At 64.6% G+C, this 19,891-nt stretch carries 21 protein-coding genes and 1 pseudogene; 14 read left to right on the top strand and 8 right to left on the bottom strand.

Going from position 1 to position 19,891, the window contains the following annotated elements:
* The first annotated feature begins 2 nt into the window (after positions 1–2).
* From FXB38_RS27000 to FXB38_RS26980, 5 genes are all read left to right on the top strand, one after another.
* Positions 3–1,403 carry an NAD(P)(+) transhydrogenase (Re/Si-specific) subunit beta gene (locus FXB38_RS27000; RefSeq protein WP_148753978.1) on the top strand — a complete coding sequence of 467 codons (1,401 nt, stop codon included), beginning with the start codon at positions 3–5 and terminating at the stop codon, positions 1,401–1,403.
* A gap of 20 nt (positions 1,404–1,423) precedes the next feature.
* A complete protein-coding gene (locus FXB38_RS26995; protein ID WP_148753977.1) occupies positions 1,424–2,224 on the top strand; it encodes an alpha/beta hydrolase in 801 nt (266 codons plus the stop codon).
* Between the two features lie 63 nt (positions 2,225–2,287).
* A complete protein-coding gene (locus FXB38_RS26990; RefSeq protein ID WP_148753976.1) occupies positions 2,288–3,385 on the top strand; it encodes a calcium:cation antiporter in 1,098 nt (365 codons plus the stop codon).
* A 23-nt stretch (positions 3,386–3,408) separates the two neighbouring features.
* Complete coding sequence (locus tag FXB38_RS26985) at positions 3,409–3,714, top strand: cupin domain-containing protein (RefSeq protein ID WP_148753975.1); 306 nt, start codon at positions 3,409–3,411, stop codon at positions 3,712–3,714.
* 82 nt (positions 3,715–3,796) lie between these two features.
* Entirely contained in the window at positions 3,797–4,801 is a 1,005-nt protein-coding gene (locus FXB38_RS26980; RefSeq protein WP_148753974.1) for a hypothetical protein, read from the top strand.
* A 13-nt stretch (positions 4,802–4,814) separates the two neighbouring features.
* Here FXB38_RS26980 and FXB38_RS26975 read toward each other — a convergent pair whose 3' ends face one another.
* A complete protein-coding gene (locus FXB38_RS26975) occupies positions 4,815–5,465 on the bottom strand; it encodes a tetratricopeptide repeat protein (RefSeq protein ID WP_148753973.1) in 651 nt (216 codons plus the stop codon).
* 125 nt (positions 5,466–5,590) lie between these two features.
* Entirely contained in the window at positions 5,591–5,893 is a 303-nt protein-coding gene (rpsU, locus tag FXB38_RS26970; RefSeq protein WP_071909764.1) for a 30S ribosomal protein S21, read from the bottom strand.
* A gap of 262 nt (positions 5,894–6,155) precedes the next feature.
* Here rpsU and aqpZ point away from each other — a divergent pair, with 262 nt between their 5' ends.
* Entirely contained in the window at positions 6,156–6,878 is a 723-nt protein-coding gene (gene aqpZ / locus FXB38_RS26965) for an aquaporin Z (RefSeq protein WP_148753972.1), read from the top strand.
* A gap of 35 nt (positions 6,879–6,913) precedes the next feature.
* Here aqpZ and FXB38_RS26960 read toward each other — a convergent pair whose 3' ends face one another.
* Together FXB38_RS26960 and purE are read right to left on the bottom strand one after the other, a co-directional pair.
* Positions 6,914–8,020, bottom strand: a complete 1,107-nt coding sequence (locus FXB38_RS26960; protein ID WP_148753971.1) for a 5-(carboxyamino)imidazole ribonucleotide synthase — start codon at positions 8,018–8,020, stop codon at positions 6,914–6,916.
* Positions 8,017–8,505 carry a 5-(carboxyamino)imidazole ribonucleotide mutase gene (purE, locus tag FXB38_RS26955; RefSeq protein ID WP_148753970.1) on the bottom strand — a complete coding sequence of 163 codons (489 nt, stop codon included), beginning with the start codon at positions 8,503–8,505 and terminating at the stop codon, positions 8,017–8,019. The genes FXB38_RS26960 and purE overlap by 4 nt, the downstream gene beginning before the upstream one ends.
* A 141-nt stretch (positions 8,506–8,646) precedes the next feature.
* Here purE and FXB38_RS26950 point away from each other — a divergent pair.
* Positions 8,647–9,370: pseudogene (locus FXB38_RS26950) on the top strand (GGDEF domain-containing protein).
* Between the two features lies 1 nt (position 9,371).
* Here the strand turns inward: FXB38_RS26950 and FXB38_RS26945 are convergent.
* The 3 genes from FXB38_RS26945 to FXB38_RS26935 form a co-directional block, all read right to left on the bottom strand.
* The gene (locus FXB38_RS26945; RefSeq protein ID WP_148753968.1) at positions 9,372–9,623 is read right to left on the bottom strand and encodes a hypothetical protein; all 252 of its coding nucleotides are present in this window, start codon (positions 9,621–9,623) and stop codon (positions 9,372–9,374) included.
* A 21-nt stretch (positions 9,624–9,644) separates the two neighbouring features.
* Positions 9,645–9,863, bottom strand: a complete 219-nt coding sequence (locus tag FXB38_RS26940) for a hypothetical protein (protein WP_148753967.1) — start codon at positions 9,861–9,863, stop codon at positions 9,645–9,647.
* Positions 9,864–10,001: 138 nt separating this feature from the next.
* The gene (locus FXB38_RS26935) at positions 10,002–10,208 is read right to left on the bottom strand and encodes a YdcH family protein (protein WP_008546179.1); all 207 of its coding nucleotides are present in this window, start codon (positions 10,206–10,208) and stop codon (positions 10,002–10,004) included.
* A gap of 327 nt (positions 10,209–10,535) precedes the next feature.
* Between FXB38_RS26935 and FXB38_RS26925 the strand changes: the two genes are divergently transcribed.
* Positions 10,536–10,718, top strand: coding sequence for a YdcH family protein (locus FXB38_RS26925; protein WP_148753966.1), 183 nt, complete (start codon positions 10,536–10,538; stop codon positions 10,716–10,718).
* Positions 10,719–10,885: 167 nt separating this feature from the next.
* On the opposite strand, the gene FXB38_RS26920 is transcribed toward FXB38_RS26925, so the two are convergent.
* The gene (locus FXB38_RS26920; protein ID WP_148753965.1) at positions 10,886–11,989 is read right to left on the bottom strand and encodes an NAD(P)/FAD-dependent oxidoreductase; all 1,104 of its coding nucleotides are present in this window, start codon (positions 11,987–11,989) and stop codon (positions 10,886–10,888) included.
* A 205-nt stretch (positions 11,990–12,194) separates the two neighbouring features.
* Between FXB38_RS26920 and FXB38_RS26915 the strand changes: the two genes are divergently transcribed.
* From FXB38_RS26915 to FXB38_RS26890, 6 genes are read left to right on the top strand one after another with little or no spacing between them, the layout of a single operon-like run.
* Entirely contained in the window at positions 12,195–14,879 is a 2,685-nt protein-coding gene (locus FXB38_RS26915; RefSeq protein WP_148753964.1) for a sensor domain-containing protein, read from the top strand.
* A gap of 39 nt (positions 14,880–14,918) precedes the next feature.
* A complete protein-coding gene (locus FXB38_RS26910) occupies positions 14,919–16,388 on the top strand; it encodes a glycerol-3-phosphate dehydrogenase (protein WP_148753963.1) in 1,470 nt (489 codons plus the stop codon).
* A gap of 52 nt (positions 16,389–16,440) precedes the next feature.
* Complete coding sequence (locus FXB38_RS26905; protein WP_148753962.1) at positions 16,441–17,610, top strand: ABC transporter ATP-binding protein; 1,170 nt, start codon at positions 16,441–16,443, stop codon at positions 17,608–17,610.
* Positions 17,607–18,518, top strand: a complete 912-nt coding sequence (locus FXB38_RS26900; protein ID WP_148753961.1) for an ABC transporter permease — start codon at positions 17,607–17,609, stop codon at positions 18,516–18,518. Before FXB38_RS26905 ends, FXB38_RS26900 begins: the two co-directional genes overlap by 4 nt.
* A 1-nt stretch (position 18,519) precedes the next feature.
* Entirely contained in the window at positions 18,520–19,332 is an 813-nt protein-coding gene (locus FXB38_RS26895; RefSeq protein WP_148753960.1) for an ABC transporter permease, read from the top strand.
* Positions 19,333–19,345: 13 nt separating this feature from the next.
* Positions 19,346–19,843 carry a DUF6622 family protein gene (locus tag FXB38_RS26890; RefSeq protein ID WP_148753959.1) on the top strand — a complete coding sequence of 166 codons (498 nt, stop codon included), beginning with the start codon at positions 19,346–19,348 and terminating at the stop codon, positions 19,841–19,843.
* The last annotated feature ends 48 nt before the right edge of the window (positions 19,844–19,891 follow it).

The raw sequence follows: 19,891 nt of genomic DNA, 5'->3' as shown, positions 1-19,891 counted from the left end.
AGATGAGCGCTAACCTCTCTGCATTTTTGTATCTCGTGGCGGGAGTGCTGTTCATCCTGTCGCTGCGCGGGCTGTCGAGCCCCGCTTCGTCGCGCCAGGGCAATCTGTTCGGCATGATCGGCATGGCGATCGCGGTCGCCACCACGCTGGCCAACCATCCGCCCGCGGACGGTCTCGCCTGGGTACTCGTCATCGTCGGCATCGCCATCGGTGGTGCGATCGGCGCGGTGATCGCGCGTCGCGTGCCGATGACGTCGATGCCGGAACTGGTCGCCGCCTTCCACTCGCTGGTCGGCATGGCGGCGGTGCTGGTCGCCGCCGGCGCGTTCTACGCGCCCGAGGCCTTCGACATCGGCACGCCCGGCAACATCCATGCGCAGAGCCTGGTCGAAATGTCGCTCGGCGTCGCCATCGGTGCGCTGACCTTCACCGGCTCGGTGATCGCGTTCCTGAAGCTGTCCGCGCGTATGAGCGGCGCCCCGATCATCCTGCCGTTCCGCCACATCATCAACATCGCGCTCGCCGCGGCGCTGGTGTTCTTCATCGTCGGTCTGGTCTTAACCGGCAGCGCGTTCGACTTCTGGATGATCGTCATCCTGGCGCTGGCGCTCGGCGTGCTCATGATCATCCCGATTGGCGGCGCCGACATGCCGGTCGTGATCTCGATGCTGAACTCCTACTCGGGCTGGGCCGCGGCCGGCATCGGCTTCACGCTGGGCAACTCCGCGCTGATCATCACCGGCGCGCTTGTGGGTTCCTCCGGCGCGATCCTGTCCTACATCATGTGCCACGCGATGAACCGCTCCTTCATCTCGGTCATCCTTGGTGGTTTTGGCGGCGAGACGGCAGCCGCTGGTGGCGGTGGCTCGGGCGAGCAGAAGCCCGCCAAGCTCGGCTCGGCGGATGACGCGGCCTTCATCATGAAGAACGCGCAGAAGGTCATCATCGTGCCCGGCTATGGCATGGCGGTGGCGCAGGCCCAGCATGCGCTGCGGGAAATGGGCGACATCCTGAAGAAGGAAGGCGTCGAGGTGAAGTACGCCATTCATCCCGTCGCGGGCCGCATGCCCGGCCACATGAACGTGCTGCTGGCCGAGGCCAACGTGCCCTATGACGAGGTGTTCGAGCTCGAGGACATCAACTCCGAATTCGCGCAGGCCGATATCGCCTTCGTGATCGGCGCCAACGACGTCACCAACCCGGCGGCCGAAGAGGACAAGACCTCGCCGATCTACGGCATGCCCGTGCTCCAGGTCTGGAAGGCCGGCACGGTGATGTTCATCAAGCGGTCACTGGCGTCGGGTTATGCCGGTATCGACAATCCGCTGTTCTACCGCGACAACACCATGATGCTGCTCGGCGACGCCAAGAAGGTTACCGAGAACATCGTCAAGGCGATGTAAGCCGGAGAGCCGGCGCAGCGATGACAGTCCTGAAATGGATCGCCATCGTCGTTGCCGCCGGCTATCTCGCAGGTCTCGTCCTGCTCTACGTGAAGCAGCGCGACATGCTGTTTCCGATCCCGACGACCGAGCGCAAGGCGCCGGCCGCTGCGGGGCTTCCGGAGGCTGAGGAGCACGTCCTTACCACATCCGACGGCGAGAAGGTCATCGTCTGGCACGCGCCGGCCAGGTCTGGCCGTCGCGTGGTGCTGTTCTTTCCCGGCAACGGCGATTTCCTCGCCGGACGCGTCAGCCGCTTCAAGGGCATCATTGCCGACGGCACCGGTCTCGTCGCGCTGTCCTATCGCGGTTATGCCGGCTCGACCGGCGCGCCGAGCGAGCAGGGCCTGCTGCGGGACGCCGCGGCCGCCTATGCCTTTGCGACAGAGCGCTATGACGCAGCGCGGATCGTGGCGTGGGGGTTCTCGCTCGGGACCGGCGTTGCGGTCGCAATCGCATCTGAGCATCCAGTCGGTAAATTGATCCTGGAGGCGCCCTACACCTCGACGGTCGACATCGCCGCGCCGCTGTTTCGCTTCATCCCGGTTCGTCTCCTGATGCGCGATCAGTTTCACTCCGATGAGCGCATCGCACGCGTCGCGATGCCGCTTCTGATCATGCATGGCACCAGCGATCAGGTGATTCCCATCAGATTCGGAGAGCAATTGTTTGCGCTCGCCCGCGGCCCCAAGCAGCTGGTGCGGTTTCCCGGCGGGGGACACGAAAATCTCGATGATTTCGGGGCGTTGGAAACGGCGCGGCAATTCGTCAACGGCGGTTGAGGGCTGACGCGCGCGATCTTCTCGCGCATACTCTGCCCCCAATTGCTTGAAGGAATTGTTGGCATGAGCGCACACGGACCGATGCCGCGGTCGTCCTGGATCTTCCCCGCCCTCGCGGTGCTGCTATTCCTGATCGTCACCGCCACCGGCTACGGCTTCACCCTGACGGCCGGCGGCGGCCTGTTCGCGATCGTCCTGCTGGTGATCCTGTTCGGCACCGTGTTCGCGGCCGTGCATCATTCCGAGGTGATCGCCGAGCGGATCGGCGAGCCGTTCGGCACGCTGCTGCTCACGCTCGCGGTCACCATCATCGAGGTCGCGCTGATCACCACCATCATGCTGGGCGACAAGCCGGCGCCGGAGCTTGCGCGCGACACCGTCTTCGCGGTGGTGATGATCGTCTGCAACGGCCTCGTCGGCCTCTGCGTCTTCATCGGCGGACTTCGCTACCGCGAGCAGGGCTTTCAGGTCTCCGGCGCCAACGTCTATCTCAGTGGGCTGATTGCACTGGCGACCATCACACTGATCATGCCCAATTACACGCTCACGACGCCCGGCCCGGTCTATTCGGCGCTTCAGCTCGGCTTTGTCGATGTCGTCACGATCGTGCTGTATGGCGTGTTTCTCTATACCCAGACCGTCCTGCACAAGGACTACTTCGTTCACGAGCGGGTGGACGGCGAGAGCGGGACCGCCCATCTGTCGGGCAAGATGCTGGCCCTCAGCATCGCGCTGCTGCTGATCTCGCTGCTGGCCGTCGTTCTCCTCGCCAAGAAGTTTTCGCTGGTGGTGGACGCCGTCGCCGACAGGATCGGCGCGCCGCCGGCGTTTGCGGGCCTTCTGGTCGCGCTTCTGATCTTGATGCCGGAGGGCGTCTCCGCGATCGCCGCGGCCCGCAAGAACGACCTCCAGAAGAGCATTAACCTGGCGCTCGGTTCCTCGCTGGCGACCATCGGCCTGACCATCCCGGCGGTCGGGATCGCCACCTACGCACTCGACCAGCAACTCGTGCTGGGCTTGAACCCCGCGAACACGGCGCTGCTGTTCCTGACATTCCTGTTGAGCATGCTGACCTTCGGCACCGGCAGGACCAATGTCCTGTTCGGGCTGGTCCATATGGTGGTATTTGCCGTCTACGTGTTCATGGTTTTCGTACCCTGACCCGATTCCCCAGGAGGGTTCCGATGCTTGCCGCCAAGTCCGAGGCCAAGTCCGAGGTTCAGGTCGACAATGACGAGGTCCGGGTGACCGAATGGCGGCTTGCCCCGGGCAGCGCGACCGGGCATCACACCCACGGAATGGACTACGTGATCGTTCCCGTCGTGGCCGGCGAAATGACCATCGTGGCGCCCAATGGGGAGCGCTCCAAGGCGCAGCTTGCGGCCGGAAAATCCTATTTCCGCAAGGCCGGCGTCCAACACGACGTGCTTAACGAAACCGCAACCGAGATCGTGTTCCTTGAGATTGAGCTGAAGCCAAGGTACGCGTAACCTTTGCCATCGATCCGTCGCAGTTGATCCCTTACAATGCCCCAAAGTTCCCGCATCAGATCGCGCGGGGAGTGGCCGAGAAATGTTGAAATACCTCGCTAAAATTTCGATGGATATTTTCCCCTCGGTGCTCGCGACGATCATCGGGGCCTACATCGTCAATCATTACATCAACGCCAGGCCGGCGGCGGATACGCCAGCCTCGGTGATGGCGCCTGCCGATGCCGGCAAGAGCGGCAAACCCGCCGATGTGGCCAACCTCCCGGCCCCCGGCGTCAAGGCCAAGGGCGTCTCCGAGAAGAGCATTTCCGACAAGAGCGCGTCGGACAAGCCGGCGGCCGAGAAGCCTGCCGAGACCAAACCTGCCGAGTCCAAACCTGCCGAGTCCAAGGCTGCGGACGTGGCGCCCGGCGAGACCGCTTCGCACAGCCGTACCGCGGCCCATGAGAAGGCAGTGGCCAAGTCCACCCCGGCTGCGCCGACCGCCGCGCCGGTGGTCGAGGCCAATTCGGCGGCGGCTGCGGCTTCCCCGGCAGCGACTCCCGATGCCAACGATCTGGCACGGGCCGCCATCGAGCGCCTGCGCAAGTCGCCTGAGGGCAAGGCTGCTGAGAAGGCCGCAGAGGCCAAATCTTCCGAAATCAAGCCCGTCGAGGCCAGGTCTTCTGAAACCAGGTCTTCTGAAACCAAGGCTTCTGAAACCAAGGCGACCGAGAGGACGCCAGAGCCTGCCGTCCAGGAAGCCTCCCGCACCCCGGAAGCGCCCCGCGTTGTGACTGCGGTGCCGTCGATGGTGCGCCCGTTGCCGCCGCCGATCAATGTGTCGACGCCGTCACCTGAGGCCTATGGCAATGGCGGCGCGTCGCAGGCGAATCCCTCTTACACGGCCTCAGTCGGCAATGACGACCCGAATCGGCTGACGCCGCCGGCCGATATTCCGGTCCCGATGATCGCGCCGCCGCTCGATCTGCGCGCCGATGCCGGCGCGACCACGCCACGGCCGAAGACCAATGTCGCCGACGAAATGCTCTCGGGCATGAAGTCGATGTTCCACGCCGTTCTGCCGAAGAGCGCCACGCCCGATTAGCTCCAAGAGACCGTCAGCCGCCGACGCGGGCCAAGCCGCTGCGAGCGGCGTCATCGCGTGGGCGCAGGCTGACTGCCTTGTTGTAGGACGCCGCCGCCTTGGTCTTGTCGCCCAGCCGCTCATAGGCCTGCCCCCGAATCGTCCAGACCTGGGCGTTGTGCGGATCGGCCTCGGAGGCCTCGTCGAGATCGGCCGCCGCCTCCTTGACCTTGCCGATGGCAAGATAGCTGACGGCGCGGCCGAGCAGCGGTTCGGCTTTCTGTGGATTCAGTCCACTTGCGGCACCGAAATCGGCGATCGCGAAGTCGTGCTCATTGTTGCTCTGATAGAGCAGGGCGCGGCCATAAAGGGCCTGGGCATTGTAAGGATCGAGTGCGACCGCGCGATTGAACTCGTCGAGCGCTGCCTGCGTCTCGCCCGACTTGGCCAGTGCCTGGGCTTTTGTCGTGTGGGTCTGGGCTTCGGTGACGTTGGCGGCGCTGACTGCGCTATCCGGGGTGGCCGCCGCCGTGGGCGCTTCCTGTGGCTTGTCCTTCTCGGGCATCAGCGAGCCCAGGTCGAAGGAGCAGCCGCATAATGCGATCCCCACCAAGGTCAGCGCAAGCGGCTGGCGCCAGATCCGGCGCAACCGCGCCAAGCCGGGCTCGGGGAAAGGGGAGGCCATCTACGGTTCGCTCGCGCTGGTGCCGCATCTGTAGTGCCCCATCCCAGAAAGGCACTGCTCACAAAATAATAACGCGGGCCGGGGGCCCGCGTCATTGAAAACTCAGTCCTGCAACTTCGGCAAGATCAGCGCGGTCCGCGCGGACCTGCACCTGCACCCGGGCCGCTGCGGCCGCCACGATCGCCGCCGGGGCCGGCGCCGAACACCGGCTTCGGCTTCATCGGCAACAGGCCTTCACGCTGCAGCTTCTTGCGGGCCAGCTTGCGCGCACGGCGCACGGCTTCGGCCTTTTCGCGAGCCTTCTTCTCGGAGGGCTTCTCGTAGTGACCGCGGAGCTTCATCTCGCGGAAAATACCCTCGCGCTGCATCTTCTTCTTCAGCGCCTTGAGGGCTTGGTCGACATTGTTATCGCGAACGAGAACCTGCACGCGGCATCCTCTTCAGTGGATCGGATTTGAATTCTGGTAGGCCATGGGGGACGGCAAAAAGCGCAAGCCCTTAACCTTGAGCGCGCGGATGTATCAGACAAAACCCACGATGTCCACCGGCCAAGCGGGATTTCGGGCCAAGTTCAGCCACTAAATGCGGCGAAAATGCTCTCTCGCGGCCCCGATTTGGGAGATTCGGCGCCAGGACGGGGGCCGCGACGGACATAGTTCCGGAATCTTTGGAAATCAGGGGAGACGCTACATGGATATGAAGAAATACGCTGCCGAGGCCATCGGCACGTTCTGGCTCACATTCGCAGGCTGCGGCAGCGCGGTCATCGCGGCCGGCTTTCCGCAAGTCGGCATCGGCCTGGTCGGCGTGTCCCTGGCCTTCGGCTTGAGCGTCGTCACCATGGCCTATGCGATCGGCCATATCTCGGGCTGCCATCTCAATCCGGCCGTCACGGTCGGCCTTGCCGCCGGAGGACGCTTTCCGCCAGGCCAGATCCTGCCTTACGTGATCGCGCAGGTCTGCGGAGCGATTGTCGCCGCCGAACTGCTCTATGTGATCGCCAGCGGCGCGCCCGGATTCGACGTCGCCAAGGGCTTCGCCTCCAACGGCTATGGCGCGCATTCGCCCGGCCAGTACAGCATGGTCGTCTGCTTCGTCACCGAGGTGGTGATGACCATGATGTTCCTGTTCGTCATCATGGGCTCGACTCACGGCCGCGCGCCCGCTGGCTTTGCGCCGCTCGCGATCGGACTTGCGCTGGTGATGATCCATCTCGTCAGCATCCCCGTCACCAACACGTCGGTGAATCCGGCGCGCAGCACCGGCCCCGCGCTGTTCGTCGGCGGCTGGGCGCTTTCGCAGCTCTGGCTGTTCTGGGTCGCACCGTTGATCGGTGGCGCGCTCGGCGGGGTGATCTATCGCTGGCTCAGCGAGGAGCCCTCAGGCACCGTCGCGGGCGTGAAGACGGCCTAACCAAAAAACGGGATCGCAGCTTTGCTGCGGTCCCTTCACTTGCTTCTTGAAGATCTGACTTCTGTGACGTGGCCCATCTTGCGGCCGGGGCGCGGTGCGCCCTTGCCGTAGATGTGGACGGTCGCGCCCGGCACGCTCAGCCAGCTCTCGTAATCGTTGATCTCGTCGCCGATCAGATTGGTCATGGTGACGATTTCGCCGTGGCGCACCGGCTTGCCGAGGGGCCAGCCGGCAATGGCGCGGATGTGCTGCTCGAACTGGGAGACCGACGCGCCGTCGAGCGTCCAGTGTCCGGAATTGTGCACGCGCGGAGCGATCTCGTTGACCAGCACCTTCGGCCCGGTGCCGTTGGCAAGCACGAACATCTCGACGGCGAGCACGCCGACATAGTCGAGCGCAGTCGCGATCTTGCCGGCGATGCTGCGCGCCTCTTCGGCCAGCGCGTCCGGGATCGGCGCAGGCGCGCGGGAAATCTTCAGAATGTGGTCGCGATGCTCGTTTTCGGTGACGTCGAAGCATTCGACCTGGCCGGCGGCCGAGCGTGCGGCGATCACGGAGATCTCGCGCTCGAACGGCACGAAGGCTTCCAGAATCGCCGATTTGGTTGCGAGGCTGGTCCAGATCTTCGCGATGTCGTCGCCATCGCGGATCATGACCTGGCCCTTGCCGTCATAGCCGAAGCGGCGGGTCTTCAGCACGGCGGGGAGGCCGATCCTGGCGATCGCCTCGCGCAGCGATGCGACCGAGGTGACGTCGGCGTAAGCCGCGGTGCCGATGCCGAGCCGCGTCACGAAATCCTTCTCGGCCAGTCGGTCCTGGGTGGTCTCGAGGACCTTGCGGTTGGGCAGCACCGGACGGCGCGCGTCAAGCACCATGGCGGCCGCGGCCGGCACGTTCTCGAATTCGTAGGTGATGACGTCGACGTCGTGGGCGAACAGCTCGAGCGCCTCGACGTCGGCATATTCAGCGCAGGTTGCGTTCAGCACGACGTCGAAGGCCGGCGAATCCGGATCGGGCGAGAACACCTGGCAACGCAGGCCGAGCCGCGCCGCTGCCATGGCCAGCATCCGTCCGAGTTGTCCGCCGCCGAGGATTCCGATGGTGTCGCCGGGCTTCAGCTTCACCTGCTTTGCGTCAGTCACGCCTTGTCCTCCGGGCGCTCGGCAACCGCCTCGGTCTGAGCCTTGCGCCAGGTCGCCAGGCGGTCGGACAGGGCTGGATCGGACAGCGCCAGCACGGACGCCGCGAGCAGAGCCGCGTTGATCGCGCCGGCCTTGCCGATCGCGAGCGTGCCGACCGGAATGCCGGCGGGCATCTGAACGATCGAATAGAGCGAATCGATGCCCTTCAGCGTCCTGGACTCGACGGGCACGCCGAACACCGGCAGTTCCGTCAGCGCCGCGGCCATGCCGGGCAGATGTGCGGCGCCCCCGGCGCCGGCGATGATGACCTTGAAACCGGCCGCCTTGGCGCCCTTGGCGAAACTAAAGAGCCGGTCGGGGGTGCGGTGGGCCGAAATGATGCGGGCGTCGGAGGTGACACCAAGCGCTGTGAGCGTGTCGGCGGCGTGCCGCATCGTCTCCCAGTCCGACTGGCTTCCCATGATGATGGCGATCGGCGCGGTCATGACGTCAATTGTGCTCGGAAAACAGAAAGATAGGCCAGATTAACGGTTCCGGCCGGCGGCTCGCAAGGCGGTGGCAAGGAGAAGCGAATGCACTATCCTGTCTTGGTGAATCCCCGCAAGCCTTCATTGAGCAGGATGCCCATGAAGAAACCAAGAAGGGCGACCGCTGCGAAGGCCAAAAAAGGCCGAAAAGCCAGCGGGCGCCGAACGAAAACTGCACCCAAGCGGGCGGCGGCTGCGCCGCGGCGCCGCGCGCCCGCAGTTCGCGCCGCCAAAGAAACGAGCAAGGACAGCAAGGCGACCATCCGCGGCCTGCGGACCAAGCTCACCCAGGCGCTGCGGCGCGTCGCCGAGCTGGAGGCGGCGGCCGACACCGATTTCCTGCTGGACATACCCAACCGGCGCGGCTTCGAGCGCGAGCTCCAGCGCGCCATCGCCTACATGAAACGCTACCGCGCCAGCGGCGCGCTGATCGTGCTCGACGTCGACCGGTTGAAGCCGATCAACGATTCCTTCGGTCATGGCGCCGGCGACGAGGTGCTGAAGGCGATCGCCGCGACGCTGACACGGCAGATCCGCGCCTCCGACGTGGTCGGCCGTCTCGGCGGTGACGAGTTTGCCCTGCTGTTGTGGAATCTCAGCGAGACCGATGCCAAGGCGAAGGCTGTCATCTTCGAGCAGGCGATCGACGATTTGTCGTTCGTCTTTCGCGGCCAGCAGGTGAGCGCGGGCGCCTCCGCCGGTGTCGCGCCGCTCGGTGCGCAGTCCGATGCGGTCCGCGCGCTGGAGGAAGCCGACGCTGCCATGTATGTGCGCAAGGCGCACCGGCGGCACGAGCCGCGGAATCAGGCTTGTCAGCAGCTGACTTAGAGCGTTGCGAGATCTTCCGGCACGTTGCCGAATTTGCGCAGCAGCGTGGCGTCACCGAATTCGCCCGTCATGGGATCGCCGCTGCGGCTGAATGCGACCGCGCCGATATGGCCGGCACCATGCGCCAGTGCCTCGGCGCGCCGCAGTGCGGCTGTCGAGCTCTGGCATTCCTCGGCGGCGCCCGCGACAGGCGATCCGTCGGCATCGATCAGGAAGGGCATTGCAACGTAGTAGGTCACGTCCGACATGGCGTTGCTCCAGTGTTGAGCTCAAGCGGCGCTACTTTTGCTCCGCATCTTGCTGCGCGAGGTCTCGGGAATGCAGCCGGCCGAAATCGCCGCCTTCAATTCTTCCAGCTCGGCTTCGAGGTATTCGTTGGCCATGATCAGCGCCTTGATGGTGCTGCGCAGATTGCCGTCGCACATCGCGATCGCCTGATCGCAGGCCTGTTCATAATGGCTGTTGTCGAGAAGGGTAGGGACTGACATCTGCGGTGTCCTTGCGGGTTGTCCTTGGGCGTTTCCCTGGACGTTTCCTGGGGGGCGTCGGCGGCGGGACTAATGTTCCTCTTTTGTTCTTTTTGAGTCAAGCGGATTCATGCGCGGCGACCCGCGACTGCTCGCGGCTCAGGCGATGATGTCGGGCGTGATCTGGTCTTCGATGAAGGCGATACGGTCGCGCAACAACAGCTTGCGTTTCTTCAACCGCTGTAACCGCAACAGGTCGGGGGCGGGCGATTGATGCAGTGCATCGATCGCCGCATCGAGATCTCGGTGTTCCTGCTGCAACCGGGTGAGCTCGGCTTCGAGCTCACGCTCGTCTTCATTGGTCATGTTTGCGGTGGCCGAAAACCGATAGGCTGAGATTAAGGCTGTGGATGCCCTGTGGAAATTATCGTCCTTGCGCGGCGTGATCGCAAGCGATCTGCGACCTTCGCGCACCGCTCTCTCGCAAGATATGTGAACGATTCGCAGCGGTGTAGCGCAATCACATTGATATCATGGATTTTTCACCGCGTGGTTCCTTACTCACGCTTCGTTACATATGAATTTTCAAAAATGTCGGTGCGACGACGGATACCCATCGACAGAACGAATCGGTGATGTAGACTTCGCTGCCCGGATCGAATCCAAGGTTTACCCCCACCGAGGAGGTTTCGAATGACAATTCAGGCACATCTGGTTGAATTGGAACGGAAGCACAAAACTCTCGAACACGAACTGCACGAAGCTCTCGTGCACCTTTCAACAGACGACCTGCAAATTGTTGAGTTGAAGCGCCGGAAGTTGTTGGTCAAGGACCAAATCGAGCGACTGAAGCACACCGGCGACACGCTTCACTAGTAAACCCCGTAACAGTGTAGAGTTTGATCGTATCCTTTCAGCCAGGGATGAGAGCCTTTGCGCTCATCCCTGCTGTCAGGTGTGCGCCGCGCAATTGCGCGGGCGTCAGCTTTTGCCTGGACGCGTTTGCTTGACGCGAACCGATATCCACGTCGCTCGAAAACGATCTAGATTTCTGCGAGCTCCGCGACGTGGTCTGCGATCGCGAGCGACGATGTCAGTCCCGGCGATTCGATACCGAACAGATTGATCAAACCCGCGACGCCATGGTCGCGCGGACCCTGCATCAAGAAATCCTGCGTTGCCACGGCCGGCGGCACGATCTTCGGGCGGATGCCCGAATAGCTCGGCATCAACGCGCCGTCGGGAAGCGTTGGCCAGTATTTGCGGATCGCGGGATAGAAGCGGTCGGCACGCGACGGATCGACCTCATAGTCGATCGTCTCGATCCATTCGACGTCGGGGCCGAAGCGCGCCTGTCCTGCCATGTCCAACGTGAGATGCACGCCGAGCCCGCCGGGCTCGGGCACGGGATAGATCAGGCGCGAGAACGGCGCGCGCGCGTTGCAGCTGAAATAGTTTCCCTTGGCGAGATAGGCCGGTGGAATCCGGTCGATCGGCATGCCGTCGATGTGCCGCGCCACGGTCGTCGCCGACAGCCCGGCAGCGTTGACGAGCAGGCCGCATTGCAGCGTCATCGGCGCTTCGCCGCCGGCTTCGATCTCGATCATTCCGGTTTCTGCCTTGGCGCGGATCAGCGGCGTGTGAAACGCAAAGGCTGCGCCGGCTGCCTCGGCCTCGCCGCGCAGCGAGAGCATGTAGGCATGGCTGTCGATGATGCCGGTCGACGGCGAGAGCAGCGCGGCGTCGCAGGCCAGCGCCGGCTCCAGCGCGCGCGCGGCTTCGCCCGAGAGCAACTGCATGTCGAGTACGCCGTTGGCCTCGGCGTGCGCCTTGATCGATTGCAGCTTCTCGGTTTCCCTGGCATTGGTCGCGACGATCAGCTTGCCGCAATTCTTGTGCGGGATGCCGCGCTCGCCGCAATAGCGGTAGAGCGCGTGCTTGCCGCTGACGCACATGCGCGCCATCCAGCTTCCGGAGCGGTAGTAGATCCCGGCATGAATCACCTCGCTGTTGCGCGAGGAGGTGATGGTGCCGATGGCCTCGGCTTCCTCGAGCACGATCACCTCGCGCCCGGCCTGGGCCAGCTTCCGGGCCACCGCGAGCCCGACCACGCCGGCTCCGATGACGACGCAGTCGACCCTATCCATGGTCGTGCAGACGTCCCGTTGAAGTTGCAGAGGGGGCCGGTTTGCCTGGGAAACGCGTCGCGCGGTCGTTGTCCGTTAAGGAAGCATTTATCATGTCAGGGCAATTGCCGTATTTCGCATCACATTTTTCTGTTGGGCGTACAGGCGTTTACCCGATCCAAACTCACGAAGCCAGACAATCCGCAGTTGAAATCGCGGGTGGCTGATGGCTGAGAAGAACTGGCACGAAGGCAGCATGCTTCCGATTGCTGTGCAGGCCGTCGTGTGCCTGGCCAGCGCGGTCGCGCCTTCGCGTGCCCACGCGGACAGCCTTATTCCGCCGAGCTATCTTGGCAATCTCGACCCCAATCTGATCTGGGAAGCCCTGATCTGCGGCATTGTCGTCTGCGCGTTCCTGGCCGCCATCGCGCTGTGGATCCATTCCGCGCTGCGCCGGAGCAAGCGTTCGCAGTTGCGGCGCAACGCCTTCGTCTCCTCCGCCATGAACAATCTCAACCAGGGCGTGGTGATGACGGATGCGCAGCGGCGCATCATCTTCTGCAACGACCGCTATCTCGAGATCTACGGCTTGACGCGCTCGGACCTGTGGACCGGCATGACCGGCTACGACATCCTCGAGCTGCGGCGCCAGCGCGGCGTCCTCGCCGTCTCCGACGACGACTTCTACGAGAAGGCGTCAAGCTCCAACGGCCTGATCAGCGAACTGCCGGACGGCCGCGCCATCCTGGTCAAATATTTCATTCTGCCGAACGGCGGCTCGGTGGCGACCCATCTCGACGTCAGCGAGCAGCGCAAGCTGTCGCGGCAGCTGGCCTCGACCAAGCAATTCCTGGAAACGGTGCTGGACAACGTGCCGGCCTGCGTGGCCGCGAAGAACATCGAGGACGGCCGCTACATCTTCGCCAATCGCGCCTATGAGCGGTTCTGGGGCTTTTCGCGCGACCAGGTCGTCGGCAAGAATGCGCGCGAGCTGTTCGGCCCGAAATCGGCGGCGAGCATCGAGGCGACCGACCGGGCCGCGCTGCTGGCGCCGGAAGGACAGTATCGCAACGAATTCGAGGTCGACGTCCAGCGCGATCAGGCCCGGCGCATGGTGGCCTCGATCCGCATCGTGGTCCGCAACGAGAGCAACAAGCCGGAATTCCTGCTGGTGGTGTTCGAGGACATCACCGATCGGCAATCGCTGTCGATGGAGCTGGAAAGCACCAAGAAATTCCTCGAGCTCGTGGTCGACAACATCCCGGTGGCGCTGATCGTGGAGCAGGTCAAGGATGGCCGCTATCTGCTCGCCAACCGCAGTGCCGAGACGATCCTCAACCGCAGGCGAGAGGAAGCCACCGGCCTGACCGCCTCCGATATCTTCAATGCCAAGGAAGCCAAGCTGATCATCGCGCGCGACGAGGCCGCGATCAAGAAGCGCGGGATGATCACCGAGGAGCATCCGATCTCCACCAAGGACGGCCTGCGCCTGTTCCTGACCCGGCGCGCCACGGTGCTCAACGACGCCGGCGAGCCGCAATATCTGATCAAGACCCACGAGGACGTCACCAACCGCCGGCAGACCGAGTCGCGGATGGCGCACATGGCCTATCATGACGGCCTCACCGATTTGCCGAACCGCGCCGCCTTCCTTCAAGCGCTGAACCAGATGATCGAGGCCTGCGAGGGGACCGACGAGGAATTTGCGGTCCTTTGCGTCGATCTCGACGGCCTCAAGGAAGTCAACGACGTGTTCGGCCATGCGCTTGGCGACAAGCTGCTGATCGAGGTGGCCCAGCGGTTCCAGGACACCGCGCGTGGCGGCCTGGTGGCGCGCCTCTCCGGCGACGAATTCGGCCTGATCATCGACGGCAAGCAGCCCGACGCCGGCCTCGCGCTGGCGCAGCAGCTCGGAGAGGCGCTCGCGCCCGAATTCCACATCGACGGCCGCGCGGTCCGCGCCGGCATCACCACCGGCATGTCGATCTTCCCGCACAACGGCCCCGACGGTGCCTCGCTGCTCGCCAATGCCGGCGCCGCCCTGTTCCGCGCCAAGCAGAAATCGCGCGGCACGATCAGCCTCTATCAGCCCGAGATGGACCAGCAGATCCGCGACCGCCGGGTGCTGCACCAGGATCTGTCGAAGGCGATCAAGAACGGCGAGCTGTCGCTGGCCTTCCAGCCCCAGGGCATCGCGCGCAACAGCGTCGCCGAGAGCGAGATCATCGGCTTCGAGGCCCTGGCGCGCTGGGCGCATCCGGTGCGTGGCCAGGTCTCGCCGGCCGAATTCATCCCGATCGCGGAAGAAAGCGGCCTGATCGTCGAGATGGGCGAATGGATCCTGCGCGAGGCCTGCCGCGAGGCTGCGTCGTGGCCGAAGCCGATGCAGGTTGCGGTCAATCTGTCGCCGGCGCAGTTCATGCACGGCGACGTGGTCGGGCTCGTCCATGCGATCCTGATCGAGACCGGGCTTGCCCCCGGCCGGCTCGAGCTCGAAATCACCGAGGGCGTGCTGATCGAGGACTTCGATCGCGGCCTGGCATTGCTGCGCCGCCTGAAAGCGCTGGGCGTCCGTATCTCGATGGACGATTTCGGCAGCGGCTATTCCTCGCTGAGCTATCTCCAGGCGTTCCCGTTCGACAAGATCAAGATCGACCGCACCTTCATCATGAATCTCGGTCGCAATCCGCAATCGGCCGCGATCGTTCGCGCCGTGATCGACCTCGGTCACGGCCTCGAAATGTCGATCATCGCCGAGGGCGTCGAGACCATCGACCAGCTCGCTTTCCTTGCCAGGGAAGGCTGTGACGGCGTGCAGGGCTATTTGCTCGGCAAGCCGTTGCCCATCGGGAAATATGCCGGCCTCGTCGGCCGCGTCGAGGCCATGGAGCTTGCGCTCAAGACCGGCTAGTGATGTGGCGCGTTTGCTTCGCTTCCACTCGACGGCTTCATGGCGGATTACGACCTCGCGATCATTGGTGGCGGCCTGAACGGTGTCAGCCTCGCGCGCGATGCCGCAGGCCGCGGGCTGCGGGTGATCCTGGTCGAGCAGGGCGATCTCGCCGGTGCTGCCTCGTCGGCGACACCGCGATTGATCCATGGCGATTTGTCTGTGCTGGAGCGGCGTCGCTTCTGGCGGGTGCGCCGGGCATTGGCAGAGCGGGCGACCTGGCTCCGGATCGCGCCGCATCTGGTGCGGCCGATGAGTTTTGTGATCCCCGCCCATTCTGACGAACGCCCGCCATGGCTGTTGCGCGCGGGCTTGTATGTTTATGACGCTCTCACGAACCGCGGCGGCCTGCCCGGATCGACCACCCTCGACATCACGCATCATCCGGTCGGCAACGCGCTGAAACGGCCGTTCGGCGTCGCGTTCGAATATTCCGACTGCGTCGTCGACGATTCACGCCTGGTGGTGCTCACGGCGCTGGATGCCGCCGAGCGCGGCGCCGCGATCCGGACCGGGGCACGTTGCGTGCGCGCCGACAGGACCGAGATCTGGCGGCTCGCGCTGGTTGATCGCGGCCATCGCCGCGTCGTCACGGCACGTGCGCTGGCCAATGCCACCGGCGGCTGGACGTCGATGGTCGCAGAGACCGTGCTGCGGCAGCCGCAGCCGGCCATGGCGGCCATGCAGATGAGCCAGATCGTCGTGCCCAGGCTGTTCGAGTCCGATAACGTCTATGTGTTCCAGAACAGCGACGGACGGCTGATTTTTGCCGGCCCGTTCGAGCGTGATTTCACGCTGGTCGGCACGGTCACGCACGATTTCACCGGCGATCCCGCAATCGTCGCGATGTCGGGCGCCGATGTCAGCTATCTCTGCGAGGCCGTGAGCCGCTATTTCCGCGAGCGCGTTGCTCCGACCGACGTGGTGCGCACGGTCTCGGGCGTCAATTTGACGCCCGCGTCCGCTCGGCGACGCGACGGCACGACGCTGTTCCACGCACGCCGCCGCAAGGCGCCGCTGCTCACGATGTTCGGCGGCGACGTCACCACCTCGCGGCTGCGCGCCGAGCAGGCGGTGACGCGGCTGACGCCGTTCTATCCAATGTCGCCGCGCTGGACCGCCAGAGCAGCGCTCCCCGGCGGAGATTTTGCCTGGGATCGTTTCGAGACCGAAATCGACCTCGCGCGCCACCGCTGGCGCTTTCTCTCCGAGCCGCAGGCCCGGCGCCTGGTTGCGGCCTATGGCTCGCGATTGCCGGCCGTGCTGGGCGACGCGAAGACGCGCGATGAGCTGGGACCGGCCTTTGGCCCCGACCTGACCGGCGCCGAGGTACGCTATCTCATGGGCCGCGAATGGGCGCGCTTCCCGGAGGACGTCCTGTGGCGCCGCTCCAAGCTCGGCCTGACCATGCCGGCCGCGGACCGTGAGGCGCTGGCTGCGTTCATGGACGATCCGCATCGAACCGGTTGAGCAAAGGCCGATCCGCCGCTAGCGTGCGGCGGCATTGGGGTTGGCAGGGACGATGACTGACGAGTTGCCCAGGACGGATACCGCGGCCAATGCGGCTGGAGATGCGCATCCGGCCGCGGGCGAACCGCTGCTGCGCATCGAGGGCGTGGCCAAGACGTTCGGGACGTTCCGCGCGGTCGACGGCGTATCGCTCGACATCAAGGCCGGTGAGTTTTTTGCGCTGCTTGGCCCCAGCGGTTGCGGCAAGACCACGTTGTTGCGCATGCTCGCTGGCTTCGAGGCGCCGGACGAGGGACGCATCCTGCTCGGCGGCAAGGACATCGCGCAGGCGCTGCCGCATCAGCGCCCCATCAACATGATGTTCCAGAATTACGCGCTGTTTCCGCATCTTTCGGTGCGCGACAACATCGCCTTTGGCCTCAAGCGCGCCGGCATGGCGCGTGCCGACATCGCAACGCGCGTCGCGGAGATGGTTGCGCTGGTGAAGCTCGACGGGCTGGAGAAGCGCAAGCCCGACCAGCTCTCCGGCGGCCAGCGGCAGCGTGTCGCGCTGGCCCGCGCGCTGGCGCGGCGGCCGCAATTGTTGCTGCTCGACGAGCCGCTCGCAGCCCTCGACAAGAAATTGCGCGAAAATACGCAGGGCGAGCTGATGGAGCTGCAGCGCCGGCTCGGCATGACCTTCATCATCGTCACCCACGACCAGGAAGAAGCGATGACGATGGCTGATAGAATCGGCGTGATGAATGCCGGCAAGCTCGCCCAGGTCGCTGGCCCCCGCGAGCTCTACGAGGCGCCGCGTTCGCGCTGGATCGCGCAGTTCGTCGGCGACGTCAATCTGTTCGACGCCGAGTCCAAATTGCGCGACGGTCATCGCCTGGTCATTGGCACGCGCGATGCAGGCACGCTGGTGGTGGCCGAGCCGCGCCAGCCCGTCGGCGAGAGCAGGTTTTCAGTCGCGATCCGGCCCGAGAAGGTCAAGCTGTCGCGTCGTGGTCCCGCGAGCGAGGCCGGCCATGAAACCGCGATCAACCGGCTGGACGGTGTGATCGCCGACATCTGCTATCTCGGCGGCACCACCACCTACAAGGTGAAGCTCGATGCCGGCGGCGTGGTGCAGGCGTCCGTCGCCAACAGCGCGCGCCTCGATGTCGATGCCTATAGCCTGAACCAGCAAATCGTCGCCTGGTTCTCGCCGGACGACTGCGTGGTGCTGCCGTCATGAGCGCGCGCCGGATATTCGCGCGCCCGGCGCGCTTCGCCGCGATCGCGCCCTACATCTGGATGCTGCTGTTCTTCCTGGTGCCGTTCGGCTTCGTGCTGAAGATCAGCCTGTCGCAGACGGCAATCGCGCAGCCGCCTTACGAGCCGGTGTTCGACCTGACGGCCGGGTGGACGGCGATCCGGGCGGCCTTTGCCGCGCTGGGGATCGACAATTTCAAGCTGCTCTCTTCCGACGACCTTTATGTGTTCGCCTATCTGCGCAGCCTCACCGTTGCGGTGACGGCGACCGCGTTGCTGCTGCTGATCGGCTATCCCATCGCGTACGGCATGGCGCGGCTGCCGAAGCGCCGGCAGGCGGTCGCGATGGTGCTGGTGATCGTGCCGTTCTGGACCTCGTTCCTGATCCGCATCTATGCCTGGATCAACATCCTCCAGCACGACGGCCTGCTCAACCGGATCCTGCTGGCGCTGCATCTGGTCAGTGAGCCGGTGGTGTGGCTGTCCACCGACACTGCGATGTATATCGGCATCGTCTATTCCTATCTGCCGTTCATGATCCTGCCGCTCTACGCCACGCTCGCCAAGATGGAGCCGGCGCTGGAGGAGGCGGCCAGCGATCTCGGCGCACCGCCATGGCAGGTGTTCTGGCTGGTGACTTTCCCGCTGTCGCTGCCGGGCGTCGGCGCCGGCGTGCTCTTGTGCTTCATCCCGATCGTCGGCGAGTTCGTGATCCCGGATCTTCTCGCCGGCTCCAATTCGCTGATGATCGGCCAGACGCTATGGCTCGAATTCTTCACCAACAAGGATTGGCCGGTTGCGTCTGCCGCGGCGATCATATTGCTCGTGGTGCTGCTGCTGCCGCTCCTGCTCTATGAGCGGCTGCAGCGGCGGCAGCTGGAGGAGCGGTGAGATGCGCAAAATCTCTCGCCTGTCCCGCTTCAACATCGCCTCGCTCGCGCTCGGGCTCGCCTTCCTCTACCTGCCGATCCTCATTCTCGTCATCTATTCCTTCAACGCCTCGCGACTGGTGACCGTGTGGGGAGGCTGGTCGCTGCGCTGGTATCACGAGTTCTTTGGCGACCGGGCCATGATCGAGGCGTCCTGGATGAGCCTGCGGGTCGCGGTTGCGTCCGCGACGATCGCCACGCTGATCGGTACGCTCGCCGCGGTGGCGCTGTCGCGCGGCGAGGGCTTTCGCGGGCGTACGCTGTTTTCCGGCATGCTCTATGCGCCGCTGGTGATGCCGGAGGTGATCACGGGATTGTCGCTGCTGCTGCTGTTCGTCGCGCTGAACGCCGAGCGCGGCTTCTGGACGGTGACGATCGCCCATACCACGCTGACGATGTGCTTCGTCGCCGTCGTCGTGCAGTCGCGCCTGGGCTCGCTCGACCGCTCGCTGGAGGAGGCGGCGATGGACCTCGGCTGCGCCCCCGTCCGCGCCTTCCTGTCGGTCACATTGCCGTTGATCGCGCCAGCGATCGTTGCCGGATGGATGCTCGCCTTCACCCTCTCGCTCGACGATCTCGTGATTGCCAGCTTCACCACGGGGCCAGGATCGGCAACCTTGCCGATCCGGATCTATTCCGAGGTGCGACTGGGGGTGAAGCCCGAGATCAATGCGATCTGCACGCTGGTGATCGCCCTGATCGCGGTCGTCATCGTCATTGCCTCGCTCGCCTCAAAGCTGTCGAGCTCGCAGGGCGAGAGCGCGGCGCCGCTGTGATCCGGAGGTCGTCATGACGTTCGTCTATCAGATCCTGATCCACACCCCGCCCTGGGTCTGGATCCTGTTCGCCTATCTGGTCTGGCAGGGCATCAAGGCAATGCAGCCGCGCACGATTCCGATCTGGCGTGCGCTGATCGTGCCGGTCGTCTTCATCGCCTGGGGAATCTCGCGGATCGGATTCGGGCATCAGAGCAATGCGTGGCCGCTGGTCGCCTGGATCGTGGCAGCATTGGTGCTGTTGCCCGTTGGCGTGGTGACGCCTCGTCCGTTTGAGGTCGATCACACCAGCGGACTGATGATCCGTCCGGGGAGCGCGTCTGCCCTGATCCGCAACCTCATCGTATTCTCGGCGCAATATGCCGTCGGGGTGATCTCGGCGATCGACGCCAGCGATCGCGCGATGGCCATCATCGCCGGACGCGCCATCTCCGGCGCCACTGCCGGTTACTTCATCGGCTCGACGATCGCGCTGCTGCTCGCGTATCGGCGCAAGAGCGCGGAGAGCTGACTTGCGGTGCTCGGGCACCGCCTCAATCTAGTCACGTGAATCTAAAGT

The organism is Bradyrhizobium cytisi, assembly GCF_008123515.1.
Lineage (GTDB): Bacteria > Pseudomonadota > Alphaproteobacteria > Rhizobiales > Xanthobacteraceae > Bradyrhizobium > Bradyrhizobium cytisi.
Note: the sequence above shows the minus strand (reverse complement) of the source record. Positions and strands in the feature narration are given on the sequence as shown.